The 15,673-nt window shown below is 56.1% G+C and carries 13 protein-coding genes and 2 tRNA genes; 5 read left to right on the top strand and 10 right to left on the bottom strand.

The window, feature by feature from the left end; genetic code table 11:
• Window positions 1-231 precede the first annotated feature (231 nt).
• From shiA to APT89_RS01535, 3 genes are all read left to right on the top strand, one after another.
• The gene (shiA, locus tag APT89_RS01545; RefSeq protein WP_060571645.1) at window positions 232-1,548 is read left to right on the top strand and encodes a shikimate transporter; all 1,317 of its coding nucleotides are present in this window, start codon (window positions 232-234) and stop codon (window positions 1,546-1,548) included.
• Between the two features lie 73 nt (window positions 1,549-1,621).
• On the top strand, window positions 1,622-3,076 hold the full coding sequence (locus tag APT89_RS01540) for an AMP nucleosidase (protein WP_041909184.1): 1,455 nt from the start codon (window positions 1,622-1,624) through the stop codon (window positions 3,074-3,076).
• Window positions 3,077-3,094: 18 nt separating this feature from the next.
• Window positions 3,095-4,861, top strand: coding sequence for an aminopeptidase P family protein (locus tag APT89_RS01535; RefSeq protein WP_060571644.1), 1,767 nt, complete (start codon window positions 3,095-3,097; stop codon window positions 4,859-4,861).
• 142 nt (window positions 4,862-5,003) lie between these two features.
• Here APT89_RS01535 and APT89_RS01530 read toward each other — a convergent pair.
• A tRNA-Asn gene (locus APT89_RS01530) sits at window positions 5,004-5,079 on the bottom strand.
• 103 nt (window positions 5,080-5,182) lie between these two features.
• Window positions 5,183-6,637: a multidrug efflux MATE transporter EmmdR gene (gene emmdR, locus APT89_RS01525; protein ID WP_120787280.1), complete on the bottom strand. Its 1,455-nt coding sequence runs from the start codon at window positions 6,635-6,637 to the stop codon at window positions 5,183-5,185.
• 161 nt (window positions 6,638-6,798) lie between these two features.
• On the opposite strand from emmdR, the gene APT89_RS01520 reads away from it, so the two are divergent.
• Window positions 6,799-6,874, top strand: a tRNA-Asn gene (locus tag APT89_RS01520).
• A gap of 163 nt (window positions 6,875-7,037) precedes the next feature.
• Here APT89_RS01520 and APT89_RS01515 read toward each other — a convergent pair.
• From APT89_RS01515 to dacD, 4 genes are all read right to left on the bottom strand, one after another.
• Complete coding sequence (locus tag APT89_RS01515) at window positions 7,038-7,373, bottom strand: DUF496 family protein (protein ID WP_028013754.1); 336 nt, start codon at window positions 7,371-7,373, stop codon at window positions 7,038-7,040.
• Window positions 7,374-7,532: 159 nt separating this feature from the next.
• Entirely contained in the window at window positions 7,533-8,591 is a 1,059-nt protein-coding gene (locus APT89_RS01510; RefSeq protein WP_028013755.1) for an FUSC family protein, read from the bottom strand.
• A 92-nt stretch (window positions 8,592-8,683) separates the two neighbouring features.
• Entirely contained in the window at window positions 8,684-9,157 is a 474-nt protein-coding gene (gene sbmC / locus APT89_RS01505; RefSeq protein WP_041909176.1) for a DNA gyrase inhibitor SbmC, read from the bottom strand.
• A gap of 119 nt (window positions 9,158-9,276) precedes the next feature.
• A complete protein-coding gene (gene dacD, locus APT89_RS01500) occupies window positions 9,277-10,443 on the bottom strand; it encodes a serine-type D-Ala-D-Ala carboxypeptidase DacD (protein WP_060571643.1) in 1,167 nt (388 codons plus the stop codon).
• Window positions 10,444-10,641: 198 nt separating this feature from the next.
• Between dacD and sbcB the strand changes: the two genes are divergently transcribed.
• On the top strand, window positions 10,642-12,078 hold the full coding sequence (gene sbcB / locus APT89_RS01495; protein ID WP_153656654.1) for an exodeoxyribonuclease I: 1,437 nt from the start codon (window positions 10,642-10,644) through the stop codon (window positions 12,076-12,078).
• A 59-nt stretch (window positions 12,079-12,137) separates the two neighbouring features.
• Here the strand turns inward: sbcB and plaP are convergent, their stop codons facing one another.
• From plaP to APT89_RS01480, 4 genes are all read right to left on the bottom strand, one after another.
• Window positions 12,138-13,496 (bottom strand): putrescine/proton symporter PlaP, encoded by a 1,359-nt coding sequence (gene plaP, locus APT89_RS01490; protein ID WP_028013759.1) that lies wholly within the window; start codon window positions 13,494-13,496, stop codon window positions 12,138-12,140.
• Entirely contained in the window at window positions 13,486-13,548 is a 63-nt protein-coding gene (yoeI, locus tag APT89_RS23930) for a membrane protein YoeI (protein WP_099458931.1), read from the bottom strand. Before yoeI ends, plaP begins: the two co-directional genes overlap by 11 nt.
• Before the next feature lie 219 nt (window positions 13,549-13,767).
• Complete coding sequence (locus tag APT89_RS01485; protein ID WP_045629811.1) at window positions 13,768-14,697, bottom strand: LysR substrate-binding domain-containing protein; 930 nt, start codon at window positions 14,695-14,697, stop codon at window positions 13,768-13,770.
• A gap of 41 nt (window positions 14,698-14,738) precedes the next feature.
• A complete protein-coding gene (locus APT89_RS01480) occupies window positions 14,739-15,563 on the bottom strand; it encodes an SDR family oxidoreductase (RefSeq protein WP_028013761.1) in 825 nt (274 codons plus the stop codon).
• Window positions 15,564-15,673 lie beyond the last annotated feature (110 nt).

The following is a 15,673-nucleotide window of genomic DNA, read 5'->3' as shown; positions in this document are numbered from 1 at the left end:
GCAGCGGTATCTATTACTGTAATCCATTCAGCACGAACCGGAGCCAAACAGACTGATTTATCTCGAGGCAGGGGAAAATGAAATTTATTTATTCAGCGCCTTCCGGAAAGATAAAAACGTTTTCTCAGGCGTTTTGTCGCGGTAGTCTCATAGGTTCCGTTTATATGACGGCAGCTATGTGAGTGACCTTTTCTTATACCAATAATAAAAAACAGTACGGACAGGATAACTATGGACTCCACCCTCATCTCCGATCGTCCCAACGAGGAGACACCTTCGCTGAATCGCGCCCGCCGCGCTGCACTCGGCAGCTTCGCAGGTGCCGTCGTCGACTGGTATGATTTTCTGCTTTACGGCATTACCGCCGCGCTGGTGTTTAACCGCGAGTTTTTCCCTCAGGTTAGCCCCGCGATGGGCACCCTCGCCGCGTTTGCCACTTTCGGCGTTGGCTTTCTGTTTCGCCCGCTTGGCGGGGTGATTTTCGGCCACTTCGGCGACCGGCTTGGCCGCAAGCGGATGCTGATGCTTACCGTCTGGATGATGGGGATTGCCACCGCGCTGATTGGCATTCTCCCGTCGTTTTCCGCTATTGGCTGGTGGGCGCCTGTGCTGCTGGTGACGCTGCGCGCCATTCAGGGCTTCGCCGTGGGCGGCGAATGGGGCGGGGCGGCGCTGTTATCCGTTGAAAGTGCGCCAAAAAACAAGAAAGCGTTTTACAGCAGCGGCGTGCAGGTGGGGTACGGCGTCGGGCTGTTACTTTCTACAGGGCTGGTGTCGTTAATCAGCCAGCTCACCACCGACGCGCAGTTTCTGAGCTGGGGCTGGCGCATCCCGTTTATCTTCAGCATCGTGCTGGTGATTGCCGCGCTGTGGATCCGCAACGGGATGGATGAGTCGGCAGAGTTCGAACAGCAACAGCGTGAGGAGCCGTCCGTCAAAAAACGGCTGCCGGTGATGGAAGCCCTGATTCGGCACCCTGGCGCTTTTCTGAAAATCATCGCCCTGCGCCTGTGCGAACTGCTGACGATGTATATCGTTACCGCCTTTGCGCTGAATTACTCGACGCAGAATCTCGGCCTGCCGCGCGAACTGTTCCTGAATATTGGCCTGCTGGTCGGCGGAATCAGCTGTCTGACCATCCCCTGCTTCGCCTGGCTGGCGGACCGGTTTGGTCGCCGCCGCGTCTATATCACCGGGGCGCTGATTGGCACCCTCAGCGCCTGGCCGTTCTTTATGGCGCTGGAGGCTCAGTCTGTGTTCTGGATTGTCTTCTTCGCCATTATGCTCGCGAACATCGCCCACGATATGGTGGTCTGCGTGCAGCAGCCGATGTTTACCGAACTGTTCGGTGCCAGCTACCGCTACAGCGGCGCGGGCGTGGGCTACCAGGTGGCAAGCGTGGTCGGCGGCGGGTTTACGCCGTTTATCGCCGCCGCGCTGGTGACCTTCTCCGGCGGTAACTGGCACAGCGTGGCGATTTATCTGCTGGCCGGCTGCCTGCTGTCGGCAGCGACGGCGCTTCTGATGAAAGGGACGAGCCACGCCTGATCTCCCTTTTGTTTAACAGGCGTGTGACATACTATCGGGTAGAGTCGCACACCTGTGGAACAAGGAGACAGAGATGAATAATAAGGGCTCCAGCCTGACCCCGGCTCAGGCGCTGGAAAAACTCGACGCGCTGTATGAACAGTCCGTCAACGCGCTGCGCAGCGCCATCAGCGAATATATCGAAACGGGGAAACTTCCCGATCAAAAGGCCAGAAACGAAGGCCTTTTTGTTTATCCATCGCTCTCTGTGACCTGGGACGGCAGCGCAAGCACGACGCCGAAAACCCGCGCCTACGCCCGTTTTACCCACTCCGGCTGCTACAGCACCACCGTCACCCGCCCTGCACTGTTCCGCCCCTATCTGGAAGAGCAGCTAACGCTGTTGTATCAGGATTACGGCGCGCACATTGCCGTGGAGCCTTCACAGCATGAGATCCCGTACCCGTACGTGATTGACGGTTCGGCGCTAACTCTTGACCGCTCCATGAGCGCGGGACTGACCCGCCACTTCCCAACGACCGAGCTGTCACAGATTGGCGATGAGACGGCTGACGGGATTTATCACCCGGCAGAGTTTTCCCCCCTGTCGCACTTTGACGCCCGTCGGGTGGATTTCTCCCTGGCGCGCCTGCGCCACTACACCGGCACGCCCGCCGAGCATTTCCAGCCGTTTGTGCTGTTTACCAACTACACCCGCTACGTGGACGAGTTCGTTCGCTGGGGCTGTAGCCAGATCCTTGATCCGGACAGTCCATATATCGCCCTCTCCTGCGCGGGGGGGATCTGGATCACCGCTGAAACCGAAGCCCCCGAGCAGGCCATCTCCGATCTGGCGTGGAAAAAACACCAGATGCCCGCCTGGCACCTGATCACCGCCGATGGTCAGGGGATCACCCTGATCAACATCGGCGTCGGCCCGTCGAACGCCAAAACCATCTGTGACCATCTGGCGGTGCTGCGCCCCGACGTGTGGCTGATGATTGGCCACTGCGGCGGCCTGCGCGAAAGCCAGCTGATTGGCGATTACGTGCTGGCCCACGCTTATCTGCGCGACGACCACGTGCTGGATGCGGTACTGCCGCCGGATATCCCAATCCCGAGCATCGCCGAAGTACAGCGCGCGCTCTACGACGCCACCAAAGAGGTCAGCGGCATGCCGGGTGAAGAGGTCAAACAGCGCCTGCGTACCGGTACGGTAGTGACGACGGATGACCGCAATTGGGAGCTGCGTTACTCCGCCTCCGCGCTGCGCTTCAACCTGAGCCGAGCGGTGGCGATTGATATGGAGAGCGCCACCATCGCCGCCCAGGGGTATCGCTTCCGCGTTCCTTACGGCACGCTGCTGTGCGTGTCCGATAAGCCGCTGCACGGCGAAATTAAGCTGCCGGGTCAGGCCAACCGTTTCTATGAAGGGGCGATTTCCGAACATTTGCAGATCGGCATTCGCGCCATCGACCTGCTGCGGGCGGAAGGCGACCGACTGCATTCACGCAAGCTGCGCACCTTCAACGAGCCGCCGTTCCGCTAATAACAATAAGGAAAAACCATGCACACCCCTACTCCGCTCTCTGCCCTGCGTCAGTGGCTTCAGGAAAACAGCCTCGACGGGATGATCGTTCCGCGCACCGATGCCTGGCAAAGCGAGAATTGCGCGTCGAACGACGAAAGGCTGGCCTGGCTGACAGGCTTTAACGGCTCTGCTGGCGTCGCGCTGGTACTGAGGGATAAAGCGCTGCTGTTCGTCGACGGGCGCTATCAGGTGCAGGCCCGCGTTCAGGTGAATATGGATGAGGTTGAGATCCACCATCTGCACAACGAGCCGCTGGCAGACTGGCTGACAGCAAACGTCGCGGCGGGCACACGCATTGGTTTTGACCCAATGCTGATGACGAATACCGAGTTTACGCAGCTGTCTGCCACACCGTGCGCGCTCGTGCCGCTGAACGCGTCACCGTTTGACGCCTTATGGACCGATCGCCCTGCCGCACCGGCGGGGCTTATCCGTGAGATGCCGGTTGCGATAAGCGGTGAAAGCAGCGAAGACAAACGTCAGCGCGTTGCCGCCGTGCTGGCCGCGAACAACGCTGACTACCTGGCCGTTACGCTGCCGGATAACATTGCGTGGCTGCTCAACGTGCGCGGCTCAGATATCCCCACCAGTCCGGTACCGCTCTCATTTGCCCTGCTCGGTCGCGACGGCCGCGTTGAGTGGTTTGTTAACGACAATAAGCTCGCAGAACTCCCTGATGCAGTTCTGAACGCCTTCACGATTGCGCCACAGGACACCTTTATTGAACGCTGTCAGCAACTTGCTGAAGGGAAGCGGGTGATGGTTGATGCCGACTCCGCGCCGGTGGCCCTGCGCTTTGCCATTGAACCGCGCGGTGAAATTGTCTGGCGAACCGATCCCATTACCCTCATTAAGGCTACCAAAAACCCGGTCGAGCTGGCAGGATATCGCGAGTGCCATCTCCAGGACGGCGCCGCGTGGGTCAACTTCCTGGCCTGGCTGAGCCGCGAAGTGCCGCTGCGTGCGGCGGCGGGACAACCGCTAACGGAGCTGGAAGTGCAGGCGCAGCAGCTGGCATTTCGCAAACAGCAGCCCGGTTTTATCGAGCAGAGTTTCGCGACCATTTCCGCCTCTTCGAGCAATGCGGCGATGTGCCACTATCATTCAAGCGAGGCCAGCAACAAGCCCATCGGCCATAACCATTTTTACCTGAACGATTCGGGCGGTCAGTACGCTAACGGCACCACCGATGCCACGCGCACGCTGGCGTGGGGTAATGTCCCCTCGCAGCAGCGTCTGCACTACACCGCCGTGCTGAGAGGTTTTCTGTCGCTGATTACCCTGCAGTTCCCTTCCGGTACGCAGGGGCACCAGCTGGATGCTTTCGCGCGTCGTCCGCTGTGGGAGATGGGGCTGGATTACGATCACGGTACCGGGCACGGCGTGGGCCACCAGCTTCTGATCCACGAAAACCCGCATCGCATCGCCAAAAAGGTCAACCCGTGGCCGCTGGTGGCAGGCAATATCATGACGATTGAACCGGGATACTATCTGGGCGATAGCCACGGTATTCGTATTGAAAACCAAGTGGAGATAGTGGAGAGCCGTCCGGGGTTCTGCCGGTTCGCCTCGCTGACGCTGATCCCGATCGATCTAAGCCAAGTGGAATTGCAGCTGTTGAGCGAGCAGGAAAAGCAGTGGCTGGATGAGTATCACCAGCAGGTACGGGAGGCGCTGTCACCGCTGGTGAATAGCGAGGCGCGTTCGTGGCTCAAGGAGGCAACGGCGCCGGTTCGTGTGTAATTTCGTGCGGTATGATGCCCTCACCCCATCCCTCTCCCACGGGAGAGGGTGAAAACACTAAAAACGGCAACCTAGTTGCCGTTTTGCATTTACCTGACGCAGAAAAGCAAAAAGCCTGCTTCAAAAGCAGGCTTTTCAAATTTGGCTCCTCTGACTGGACTCGAACCAGTGACATACGGATTAACAGTCCGCCGTTCTACCGACTGAACTACAGAGGAATCGTGTGAACGGGGCGCATATTATCGATGCTCCCCGATGATGTCAAAGGCAGAATGCATATTTCCGATCGTTTGCCGAATTATTCTCCATTTCGCGCATTTGTCAGGCATTTTGTCGCGGATATTTCCACAGCCAGCGCCCACTGACCATGCGCCAGTAGAACAGCGCCCCGCGTACGGCCCAGTCAAGGAACATCCCCAGCCAGACGCCCACCACGCCCCAGCCCAGCACCACGCCCAGCGTATAGCCCGCCACAACGCGACACCCCCACATGCCAAGCATGGACACCCACATGGCAAAACGGGCATCGCGCGCCCCTTTCAGCCCGGCAGGCAACACCCAGGATGCCGCCCAGATGGGCATAAAGGCGGCGTTGAGCCAGATAAGGATCTTCACCACCTCTTTCACGTCATCTTCGTGGGTATAGAACGCGGCCATCAGCCCGGCAAACGGCGCGGTGCCCCAGGCGATCAGCGTCAGCCCAATCGTCGACAGCCAGAACACATGGCGCAGCTGCCGCTCCGCCTGGCCTATCTGCCCTTTCCCGAGCCGTTTCCCCGTGATGATGGTTGATGCCGACCCAAGGGCGTTACCCGGCAGGTTAATCAGCGAGGCAATGGAGAAGGCGATAAAGTTACCGGCGATAACGTCGGTGCCCATTCCGGCGACAAACATCTGCGTGAGCAGCTTCCCGCCGTTGAACAACACGGATTCAATGCTCGCGGGAATACCAATCCCCATCACTTCCCAGATAATGGCGAAATTAAAGGGCCGGAAATAGCTCTTAAGCGTAAGACGCAGCGAGGGGGTAATCCCCGTCATCAGCACCCCGATGATGGCCGCCGCACCGATATAGCGTGATATGGTTAATCCCAGCCCGGCCCCGACGAACCCCAGACCATCCCACGAGAACGCGCCGTAGATCAGCACGCTGCTGATGATGATATTCAGGATATTCATCCCACCGTTGATCAGCAGCGGGATTTTGGTGTTACCTGCCCCGCGCAGCGCGCCGCTGCCAATCAACGCGATGGCCGCCGCCGGATAGCTTAAGACGGTCATTTCGAGATAGGTCAGCGCCAGGTCTTTGACCTCGTTCGTGGCTTCCCCGGCGACAAAATCGATAATCTCTTTACCGAAATAGTGGATCACCGCCGCCAGAACAATCGAAAAGAGGGTCATGATCATCAGCGACTGACGTGCAGCCTCGCGCGCGCGTTTGGGATCCAGCTTGCCGAGACTAAAGGCCACCACAACCGTCGTCCCGAGATCGATGGCGGCAAAGAATGACATCACCACCATGTTAAAGCTGTCTGCCAGCCCGACCCCCGCCATCGCCTCTTTCCCCAGCCAGCTTACCAGGAAGGTGCTCAGCACTCCCATCAGCAGAACGCAGGTATTTTCCAGGAAAATAGGCACGGCAAGAGGGGTGATTTCACGCCAGAACAGAACACGATAGCTTTTACGTTTTGCGTACCATGGCGTGCGCACGATCGCCTGGCGCAGAGGGGCAGTGACGTTCAAAATGGACCTTAGCGAGAATAGTTGAAACTCCATTTCAAATGATGGGGGAGAAATGCTAATCCTGCAAAGTATTTTCCTGAAAAAGATGTGTGTATTTACAACAAACTGACGACAGAATCGGCAATCAGTCGATTTTCCCTAAGATCAGGTTTGACAAAAGTTTTTTCGCCGCTAAGATAAGCCTCCACAACGATTCCTCTGTAGTTCAGTCGGTAGAACGGCGGACTGTTAATCCGTATGTCACTGGTTCGAGTCCAGTCAGAGGAGCCAAATTTAAAAAGCCTGCTTTGTAGCAGGCTTTTTGCTTTTCTATAGTAGATAAAATTGTCGGCTGGCGGCCGCGCATGACCCGACCTACAAACCAGCGGACCGTTGATCGTCAAATAAAAAAGGCTCCCTGTCACCAGAGAGCCTTTTTCACAATTCGCTGCGATTATTCGCTTTTAGCTTCGGCGTTTTTGATTTCGCCCATCACTTTCAGCTTTTTGGAGATGTCGCGACGCTCTTTGGACAGCTCGGCATTTTTGATGATGTAATCATCAACGCGGTCTTCATAGTCGCTCTTCATGCTGGCGATGATGCCCTGAATAGCTTCAACGCTCATGCCCGGCTTGATGTAGTCGCTCAGGTTGTCGAGCAGCAGAACACGTTTCTGGTTGTCACGGATCTTCTTCTCAACGTCCTGGATTTCACGCTGCAGTTTGTTTTTGCGGCGGAACAGGCGGACGAATTCCAGAACATCCTGGAACGAAGGCTTGATAGTTTCCATTTTTTACACCCCTGATAATGTGAGATTCGGATTCGTTAAAGCAACCGCTGTAACAATAACCTTACTGACAGCGGCTGCGAATGACAATGGCTATATCGTTTAAAGCTATCATAACCCCAATTGCTGCTGAATCGAAGCAGCAGGCGTCACATCCGCGTTTTATTTGCGCAGCGCCCGACAAATCAGGTGCGATAGCAGCTCAAGCTGTCGCGCCAGCTCCAGGCTCAGCCAGACATAGCCGTGAATGGGCGTTTCCGCCACGTTATCGCCCTGCCGCTCGTTGATTAACTGCTTCAGTTCCGCCACGATTTCATTGAGCCGCTCGCTGTTCGCCAGCACGGGCTGCGGGTTGCCTTCATAGAGCGCATGGGCGATGGTCAGCAGGGTCTGCTGCGTCATCATCTGCGTCTCTTTGAGGGTCTGGGCGTTAAGCATCAACAGATGGCTGGGACGCGTGGCCCAGTGCGCGTTGATTTGCAGTTCAAGCATACACACCAGATTGCGGCTGACCGTCTGGATAGCTTCGAAAATCGCTTTCTGAATATGGGTCTCTTTACTGGCTGGTACTATCAGGCCGCGCATTTTGACCACGTCGTTGAGGATGGTTTGCAGATGCTTTTCCAGCCGGGGACGCTCAACCAGATTCGGTGAAAACCCCGCCTGGTAGACGCGGTTAAACGCCGTGACGTAGTTAGCCATCTGGATACGCCAGTGCAGAAAAGCCCGCTGCGGCCAGATGCCGGTAAACAGCATGGCGAGCAGCGAGCCCAGAATAACATCCCCGCTTCGCCACATCGCCGTGGTCATATCCCCTGCTGGCGCGCCGACCACGACCGCGAGAGTGATACCAATCAGCAGCGCCTGATAAGGCCGTTTGCCCAGCGCCAGCCAGCCGCACAGGAACATGGCGGCACCGCACCATGCCAGCATCACTGGAAATGAGATGAGCTCAAGCTTCAGGGCAATCAGCCCCAGGGCAGAGCCAAGCACGGTACCACCTATTCGCTCGAAGGCGCGCGGGACAACGTTTCCCCAAAATGAGATTGGCCCCATCACCACCACCAGCGTGATCAGCGGCCACGTTCCTTCCGGTATATCCAGCAACCTGACCAGTACAAAGGTCAACACGAACGCCAGCGCGATGCGACACCCGTGCACCACGCGGTAATGTTTATATAAGCGAATTTCAAAAGGGGTTAATGATTTGTCGGGACGCACACCCGCTCTCCAGCAACACGGCAAATCACAATTGTACTGTGTTTTCAGCCGGGCGGATCGCTCCCGGCTGAAAAACCCTTCATTGAGCAGGCTTAAACCGTTTTGTGCTCTACCGCGATAAACATTTCAATATCCCAGTAGCCGTCCGCGTTGCCATCATTGAGATAGCGCTCAAAGCAGGGCTTAAGCACCATCTGATATTTATTATCCTGCAGCAGGGAATTAAAGAACTGATACCACGGGGTTGCAAAGTCGTAGTTTTCCACGCGCGCCGTCGCCACGGCATAATCACCGGCCGCGATTTCGGTCATCATCACCCCTTCGCTGTTTTCCGGGATGACGAAATCATCCGGTACGGTAACGGCCGTATCGCAGCGCAGTTTTTCTGCCGGAACCTCATCGGGGTTATCGTAATAGACCGCCACCCACTCCAGCGGCTCAATGTGACGCCCGTCTACCCACATGACCAGCTGTTCAAAGCCCTGCTTGACCGTTTTTTCCCACGGCCCAACAAGATGAAAACCCGCAATCTTACGTTTCTGTTGCTGCTTGATGCTGTAGTCCATGCTGCCTCCGATTGGCACTGTATATTTATACACTATAAAGCAGAATTTCTATTATCGGCAAACGAGGAGTGTTTATTATGTGAGCAGACTCGCAACCCTGCCAGTCTGCCCATCAGCGGTTAAAGCGTGTGGTGAAGATAATCGCTCAGGCGTGAGAATACGCCTCCCTTATCAACGGCTTCCAGAGTGACCAGAGGCCAGTGCGCCACGACTTTGTCGCGGTCATAGAGCTGGATCTCCCCGACCCGCTGATGCGCGGCAATCGGTGCTTCCAGCTCTTTTTTATCCAGCACGTATTTGGCTTTGATGTTCGGTACTTCCGCTTTCGGCAGGGCCAGCCAGAAGTCCTGGGCGGTGCCCAGTTTCACCTGTTCTTTATCGCCGTACCAGATACGCTCTGTTCCGACTTTTTTACCGTTATGCAGGATCTGCACCGTATCGAAGTTCTGTTGTCCCCAGTGCAGGAGCTTACGCGCCTGGTCCTCGCGCCCTTTCGGGCTGTCCGCGCCCATCACCACCGCAATCAAACGACGCTGACCGTCCACCGCGGAGGCAATAAGGTTAAAGCCTGCTCCTGAGGTATGCCCCGTTTTCAGGCCGTCCACGTTCATGGTTTTATCCCATAGCAGGCCGTTACGGTTTTGCTGGGTGATGCCGTTCCAGGTGAGACTCTTTTCGCTGTACATATGATAAAACTCTGGCTCACCGTGAATGATGGCCCGGGAGAGCACGGCCAGGTCATAGGCCGAGCTGTGCTGGCCCGGCGCGTCCAGACCGTGGACGGTTTCAAAGTGCGTATCACGCAGGTTCAGCTTCTGCACGTAGTCGTTCATCATCTTCACAAACTGCGGCTGCCCGCCCGCCACGTGATCGGCCAGCGCCACGCAGGCATCGTTGCCGGAATCGACAATCAGACCGCGGCTTAAGTCACGCACGGTGACGCGATCGCCCTCTTTCAGAAACATCAGCGACGAACCGTCAAAAACCGGGTTGCCCTTTGCCCACGCGTCACGCCCTACGGTGACAATGTCATCCGGGGTAATGCGGTGGCTATCAATAGCCCGGTCGACCACATAGCCCGTCATCAGTTTGGTGAGGCTCGCCGGGTTACGTTGCTGATGTTCGTTGCCCGCCGTTAAAATTTGACCAGTCGTGTAATCCATCAGCACCCAGGAGCCAGCCTGGATGGCCGGAGGCTGCGGCGAAAAGTCCAGTGGTTCGGCCGCAAAAGCAGATGAGACACTCGATGCGAGTAAAGAAACAGCAATAAACAGACGGCGTTTCAACGGTATATCCTCAGGTCATTAAAAATCGATGACCTTTTTACGGGAGTTCTGATGTCGTTACCTGGCTTAATTGCAAAAAAATGTGACAGAACGCAGATTTTTCTCTGAAGCTGGCGCGCAAATTTGCGACGCGGCGGTGCTTTTTATTCGGTCTGACCCGCACGATCGTTTACCATAGTGACGTCATTTTTTAACAGGATGGTATTACTGGTGTCTGACTCTGCCGCTCGCCCGACTTTTTTATTTCATGACTACGAAACCTTTGGCACGCACCCGGCGCTGGACCGACCGGCGCAGTTTGCCGCCATCCGTACCGACGACGAATTCAACATCATAGGCGAGCCCGAGGTCTTTTACTGCAAGCCTGCGGACGACTACCTGCCGCAGCCCGGCGCGGTGATGGTCACCGGGATCACCCCGCAGGAAGCGCGGGAAAAAGGCGTTAACGAAGCAGAGTTCGCCCGCCGCATCCACGATCTGTTTACCGTGCCTAATACCTGCGTGGTCGGTTACAACAACATCCGCTTCGATGATGAAGTGACGCGCAATATCTTCTATCGCAACTTCTACGATCCGTACGCCTGGAGCTGGCAGAACCGCAATTCACGCTGGGATCTGCTCGACATCATGCGCGCCTGTTATGCCCTGCGCCCTGAAGGCATTAACTGGCCGGAAAATGAGGAAGGGCTGACCAGCTTCCGGCTGGAACACCTGACGCGCGCCAACGGCATCGAGCACAGCAATGCCCACGATGCGATGGCAGACGTTTATGCCACCATTGCCATGGCGAAGCTGGTGAAAACCGCACAGCCCCGGCTGTTTGAATATCTGCTGAGCCACCGAAGCAAACAGAAGCTCATGACCCTTATCGACGTACCGCAGATGAAGCCCCTGGTGCATATCTCCGGCATGTTTGGCGCCTGGCGCGGCAATACCAGCTGGGTTGCGCCGCTGGCGTGGCACCCGGATAACCGTAATGCGGTTATCATGGTGGACCTGGCGGGCGATATTTCGCCGCTGCTGGAGCTTGACAGCGATACCCTGCGCGAACGGCTTTACACCCCGAAAAATGAACTCGGAGATCTACCTGCGGTGCCGGTTAAGCTGGTGCATATCAATAAATGTCCGGTGCTGGCGCAGGCGAACACGCTGCGTCCGGAAGATGCCGACAGGCTGGGCATTAACCGTCAGCACTGCCTGGATAACCTGAAAGTGCTTCGCGATAACCCGCAGGTACGCGAGAAAGTGGTCGCCATCTTCGCCGAGGCGGAGCCGTTCGTGCCGTCCGAAAACGTGGATGCCCAGCTCTACAACGGCTTCTTCAGCGATGCCGACCGCGCAGCCATGAATATTGTTCTGCAAACCGAGCCGCGTAACTTACCTGCGCTGGACATCACCTTCGCCGATAAGCGCATCGAAAAGCTGATGTTTAACTACCGGGCGCGCAATTATCCCGGCACGCTGGATGAAGCAGAACAGGCGCGCTGGCTGCAGCACCGTCGAAACGTGTTTACGCCAGAGTATCTGCAGCATTACGCGCAGGAGCTTGAGTCGTTATACAACCAGTATGAAGGCAACGCAGAAAAACAGATCCTGTTAAAAGCCCTGTTCCAGTACGCGCAAGAGATAGTCTGAAGTGAGATATAAAAAAACCGGAGACAAGGGTCTCCGGTTTTTTTTTGATACGTTAAGACTTAAGCAACGTCTTCGTACTGAGGAACCGGGTTACGGAAGCTCTTCGTAACGCAGGCCAGGTAAACCAGGCCGATACCTGCCCAAATCAGGCCAAGCACCATCGAGCTCTCTTCCAGGTTAACCCACAGCGCGCCCACGGTCAGGGCACCGCACATCGGCAGGAACAGATACTGGAAGTGATCTTTCAGCGTCTTGTTACGCTTTTCACGGATCCAGAACTGAGAGATAACCGACAGGTTAACAAAGGTGAACGCCACCAGCGCACCGAAGTTAATCAGCGCCGTTGCCATCACCAGGTCAAAGTTAATCGCCAGAAGCGCGATCGCACCGACAAGGATAATGTTCATCGCCGGGGTACGCCAGGTTGGATGCACGTAGCCGAAGAAGCTTTTCGGGAATACGCCATCACGACCCATTACGTACATCAGACGCGCAACGCCTGCATGCGCGGCCATACCGGACGCCAGTACGGTGATGGTGGAGAAGATCAGCGCGCCGACCTGGAACGCTTTACCCGCCACATAGAGCATGATTTCCGGCTGAGACGCATCCGGATCCTTGAAGCGCGAGATATCCGGGAAGTACAGCTGCAGGAAATAGGTCGAGAAAATAAAGATCAAACCGCCAATCAGCGCCGTCAGGAAGATGGCACGCGGGATGACGCGCTCTGCATCCTTCGTTTCCTCAGACAGGTTGCTAATCCCGTCGAAACCGGTAAAGGAGAAGCACAGAATCGTCGCCCCGGTAATCATCGGGATCACATGCGCATCACCAGACCAGAACGGTTTGCTGCTCGCCAGGGTGCCCGCGCCTTCGCCGTGGAATACGCCATAGATCACCATGCCAAGAATCACGGCAATCAGGACAACCTGAAGCACAACGATAACGGAGTTAAAGTTGGCAACGGACTTGATGCTGCGCAGGTTAAAGGCCGTCATAAAGGCTACCAGCGCCACGACGAAGATCCACGAGGGAATCGATGGCACCAGCGCTTCAAAATAGATTTTTGCCAGCAGAATGTTGATCATCGGCGCGAACAGGTAGTCGAGCAGCGAAGACCAGCCCACCATAAAGCCAACCGTCGGGCTGATGGATTTCTGGGCATAGGTGTAGGCGGAACCTGCAGACGGATAGCGACGCACCAGTTTACCGTAGCTCAGCGCGGTAAAGAGGATCGCAATCAGCGCAAAGCCGTAAGCCGTCGGCACATGACCGTCAGTGAGGCCCGATACGATACCGAATGTATCGAACAGCGTCATCGGTTGCATATAGGCAAGGCCCATCATAACAACCGGAATCAACGTAAGCGTTTTACGTAATTCCACGCGAGAGGTGTTTGGAGTTGCGTTATGCGACATAGTTATTCTCCTTTACGGTGATAACCGCCACGTAAGCGAAAAATTGCCCCATTTCTTTCTTCCTCAGCGACAACAACTGTCGGATTTTAGTAAATATCTATCCGGTACGAAGCCCGGCCTCTTGGTTTTTAGTTTCGTTTCGTACATGCAAAAAAAAATAACCGACGCCTTTTATATCGTCGATTATTCATTTGGTTGCAGCGGCGGCATTTTGCCCCACATCGGATACAAAAGGCAATACTTTGCAACGCACCGGGTCATTTTCTTTTTTCTAACTGGCTGATTTCTCGGCGCTCCCCTGAGAGTAAACTGCAGCGATAGCACTATTTGCTAAAATTTCGTCCCGCCACCAGGCGCTGGCCAGCCCGGCGGTTTGTTCATTCCAGCCGACCCACACCGATTCGTTACTGCTTTGCGCAAGCACCTGTTTTTCAACAAGCGCACCGCTATCAATAAAGCGCTGCGCCAGATAGCGCGGCAAATAGCCGCAGCCCAGGCCGCTAATTTGCAGCTCCAGCTTGGTTTTAAAGTCAAAAACGGTAATGGCCTCCTGCTCATCCAGCAGCTGCGAGGAAACCGCACATTCGGGGCGCGAGCTGTCCCCGACTACTATTGCGCGGTACCCCTTAATAATGCGACGGTTAAGAGGATCAGGCTCCTGAGCCAGCGGATGATGGGGCGCCACGGCAAATACCTGCTCCAGCACGCCCAGGCGGGCAAAGCCAAAGTCACTCAACTGGGGAGGCTCATGCAGGGCACCGACAAAAATGTCCGCCCTGCCCTGGGTTAAGGCATCCCAGGAGCCGCCCAGCACGCCGTTGATGAAAATCAGCCGGGTGACGCTGTGATGCTGATAAAACGCTTCAATGAGCGGCGTCAGTAGAGAAAACGGAAAGGTATCATCCACGCCAATCACCAGCTCATTCTCCCATCCCTGATGGAGCTTAACGGCCTGCTTTTCCAGCTCGCGAACGGTATGAAGAACGTCACGGCCTTTTTCCAGCAGCATCTGCCCGGTGCGGGTAAACCGCGCGCGGTGCCCGGAGCGATCGAGGATCTGTATGTTAAGATCGCTTTCCAGTTTTTGAACGGTGTAGCTCAGGGCCGAAGGGGTTTTGTAAAGCTTTGCCGAGGCAGCCGCAAAGCTCCCCTCTTTTTCCAGTGCATCCAGAATAATAAGAACATCCAGCAGCGGTTTCATGCTCGCCCCCTTCTGGTGTGCGATTGTCTCCGCTGCGGGGCTTATTCCATGGGCATCACCAGCGGATCGGGATATTGATACTCAAACCCCAGCTCATGGCAAATGCGATTGCCATCAACAATTTTGCCTTTACTTTCGTTCTTTGCCTCACCAAAAACCGGCGGAGCCAACCCAAGCTGGCGTGCCATGAGCGGGTAAAACGTGCTGCGCGCCGGATGAGACGGTGCACATATATTATAGATGTGTCCGCCTTTTGGAGCCTGTAAGAGTAGCTCAATCGCGCCAATAACATCTTCAAGATGCACAAGATTCACGCCATGCTGACCGTCTGGTGCCGTCTTACCGGCAAAGAAGCGCCCCGGATGACGCCCCGGGCCAACCAGCCCCGCCAGACGAACGATATCGACCTGCGTGCCGGGAAGGTTATGCAGCCAGTCTTCCAGCTCTTTCAGGACCTGACCGCTCGCGGTTACGGGACGGCGCTCGGAACTCTCTTTCACCACGCCCTCAGCATCGCCATAGACCGACGTCGAGCTGGTAAAAATTATGCGCGGGACGTGATGCGCCAGCGCGCTGTCGACAATCTCCTGCATCGCCTGCAGGTAGAATGATTCGCCCGGGCCACTGCGCCGTGCGGGTAGCGTAATCACCAGCGCATCTACGTTCATCAGCGTGTCCAGATCGTCCGCATCACACACCAGTTCCGGCTCCAGACGCAGTTCAACGCCATCAATACCGCACATGCGCGCCGCTTCGACCCCATCCCGGGTGGTCTTGCTCCCGGTCACCTGCCAGCCTTTCGCGGCTAATGACATCGCCAGCGGCATTCCCAGCCATCCTAAACCGACAATCGCGACCTTTTTCATGCGAATTCTCCTGACTCTCACTCGTCTTTCATAAGGCTACGCCAGCCCGGCAGAACACACAATTCATAGCATCAATATGAAATGAATTAATGATCAAAAAAAGCCCTTGC

Origin of the sequence: Enterobacter sp. 50588862, from assembly GCF_001462935.1 — a bacterium.
Lineage (GTDB): Bacteria > Pseudomonadota > Gammaproteobacteria > Enterobacterales > Enterobacteriaceae > Enterobacter > Enterobacter bugandensis.
Note: the sequence above shows the minus strand (reverse complement) of the source record. Positions and strands in the feature narration are given on the sequence as shown.

Bases quoted from the DNA above. Each gene is read 5' to 3' on its own strand.
- APT89_RS01485 (WP_045629811.1), bottom strand. From the start codon at position 14,697: ATGAAACCGCTGCTGGATGTTCTTATTATTCTGGATGCACTGGAAAAA.
- plaP (WP_028013759.1), bottom strand. From the start codon at position 13,496: ATGTCGCATAACGCAACTCCAAACACCTCTCGCGTGGAATTACGTAAA.
- APT89_RS01540 (WP_041909184.1), top strand. From the start codon at position 1,622: ATGAATAATAAGGGCTCCAGCCTGACCCCGGCTCAGGCGCTGGAAAAA.
- APT89_RS01535 (WP_060571644.1), top strand. From the start codon at position 3,095: ATGCACACCCCTACTCCGCTCTCTGCCCTGCGTCAGTGGCTTCAGGAA.
- emmdR (WP_120787280.1), bottom strand. From the start codon at position 6,637: ATGGAGTTTCAACTATTCTCGCTAAGGTCCATTTTGAACGTCACTGCC.
- APT89_RS01515 (WP_028013754.1), bottom strand. From the start codon at position 7,373: ATGGAAACTATCAAGCCTTCGTTCCAGGATGTTCTGGAATTCGTCCGC.
- shiA (WP_060571645.1), top strand. From the start codon at position 232: ATGGACTCCACCCTCATCTCCGATCGTCCCAACGAGGAGACACCTTCG.
- sbmC (WP_041909176.1), bottom strand. From the start codon at position 9,157: ATGGACTACAGCATCAAGCAGCAACAGAAACGTAAGATTGCGGGTTTT.
- APT89_RS01480 (WP_028013761.1), bottom strand. From the start codon at position 15,563: ATGAAAAAGGTCGCGATTGTCGGTTTAGGATGGCTGGGAATGCCGCTG.
- sbcB (WP_153656654.1), top strand. From the start codon at position 10,642: ATGGTATTACTGGTGTCTGACTCTGCCGCTCGCCCGACTTTTTTATTT.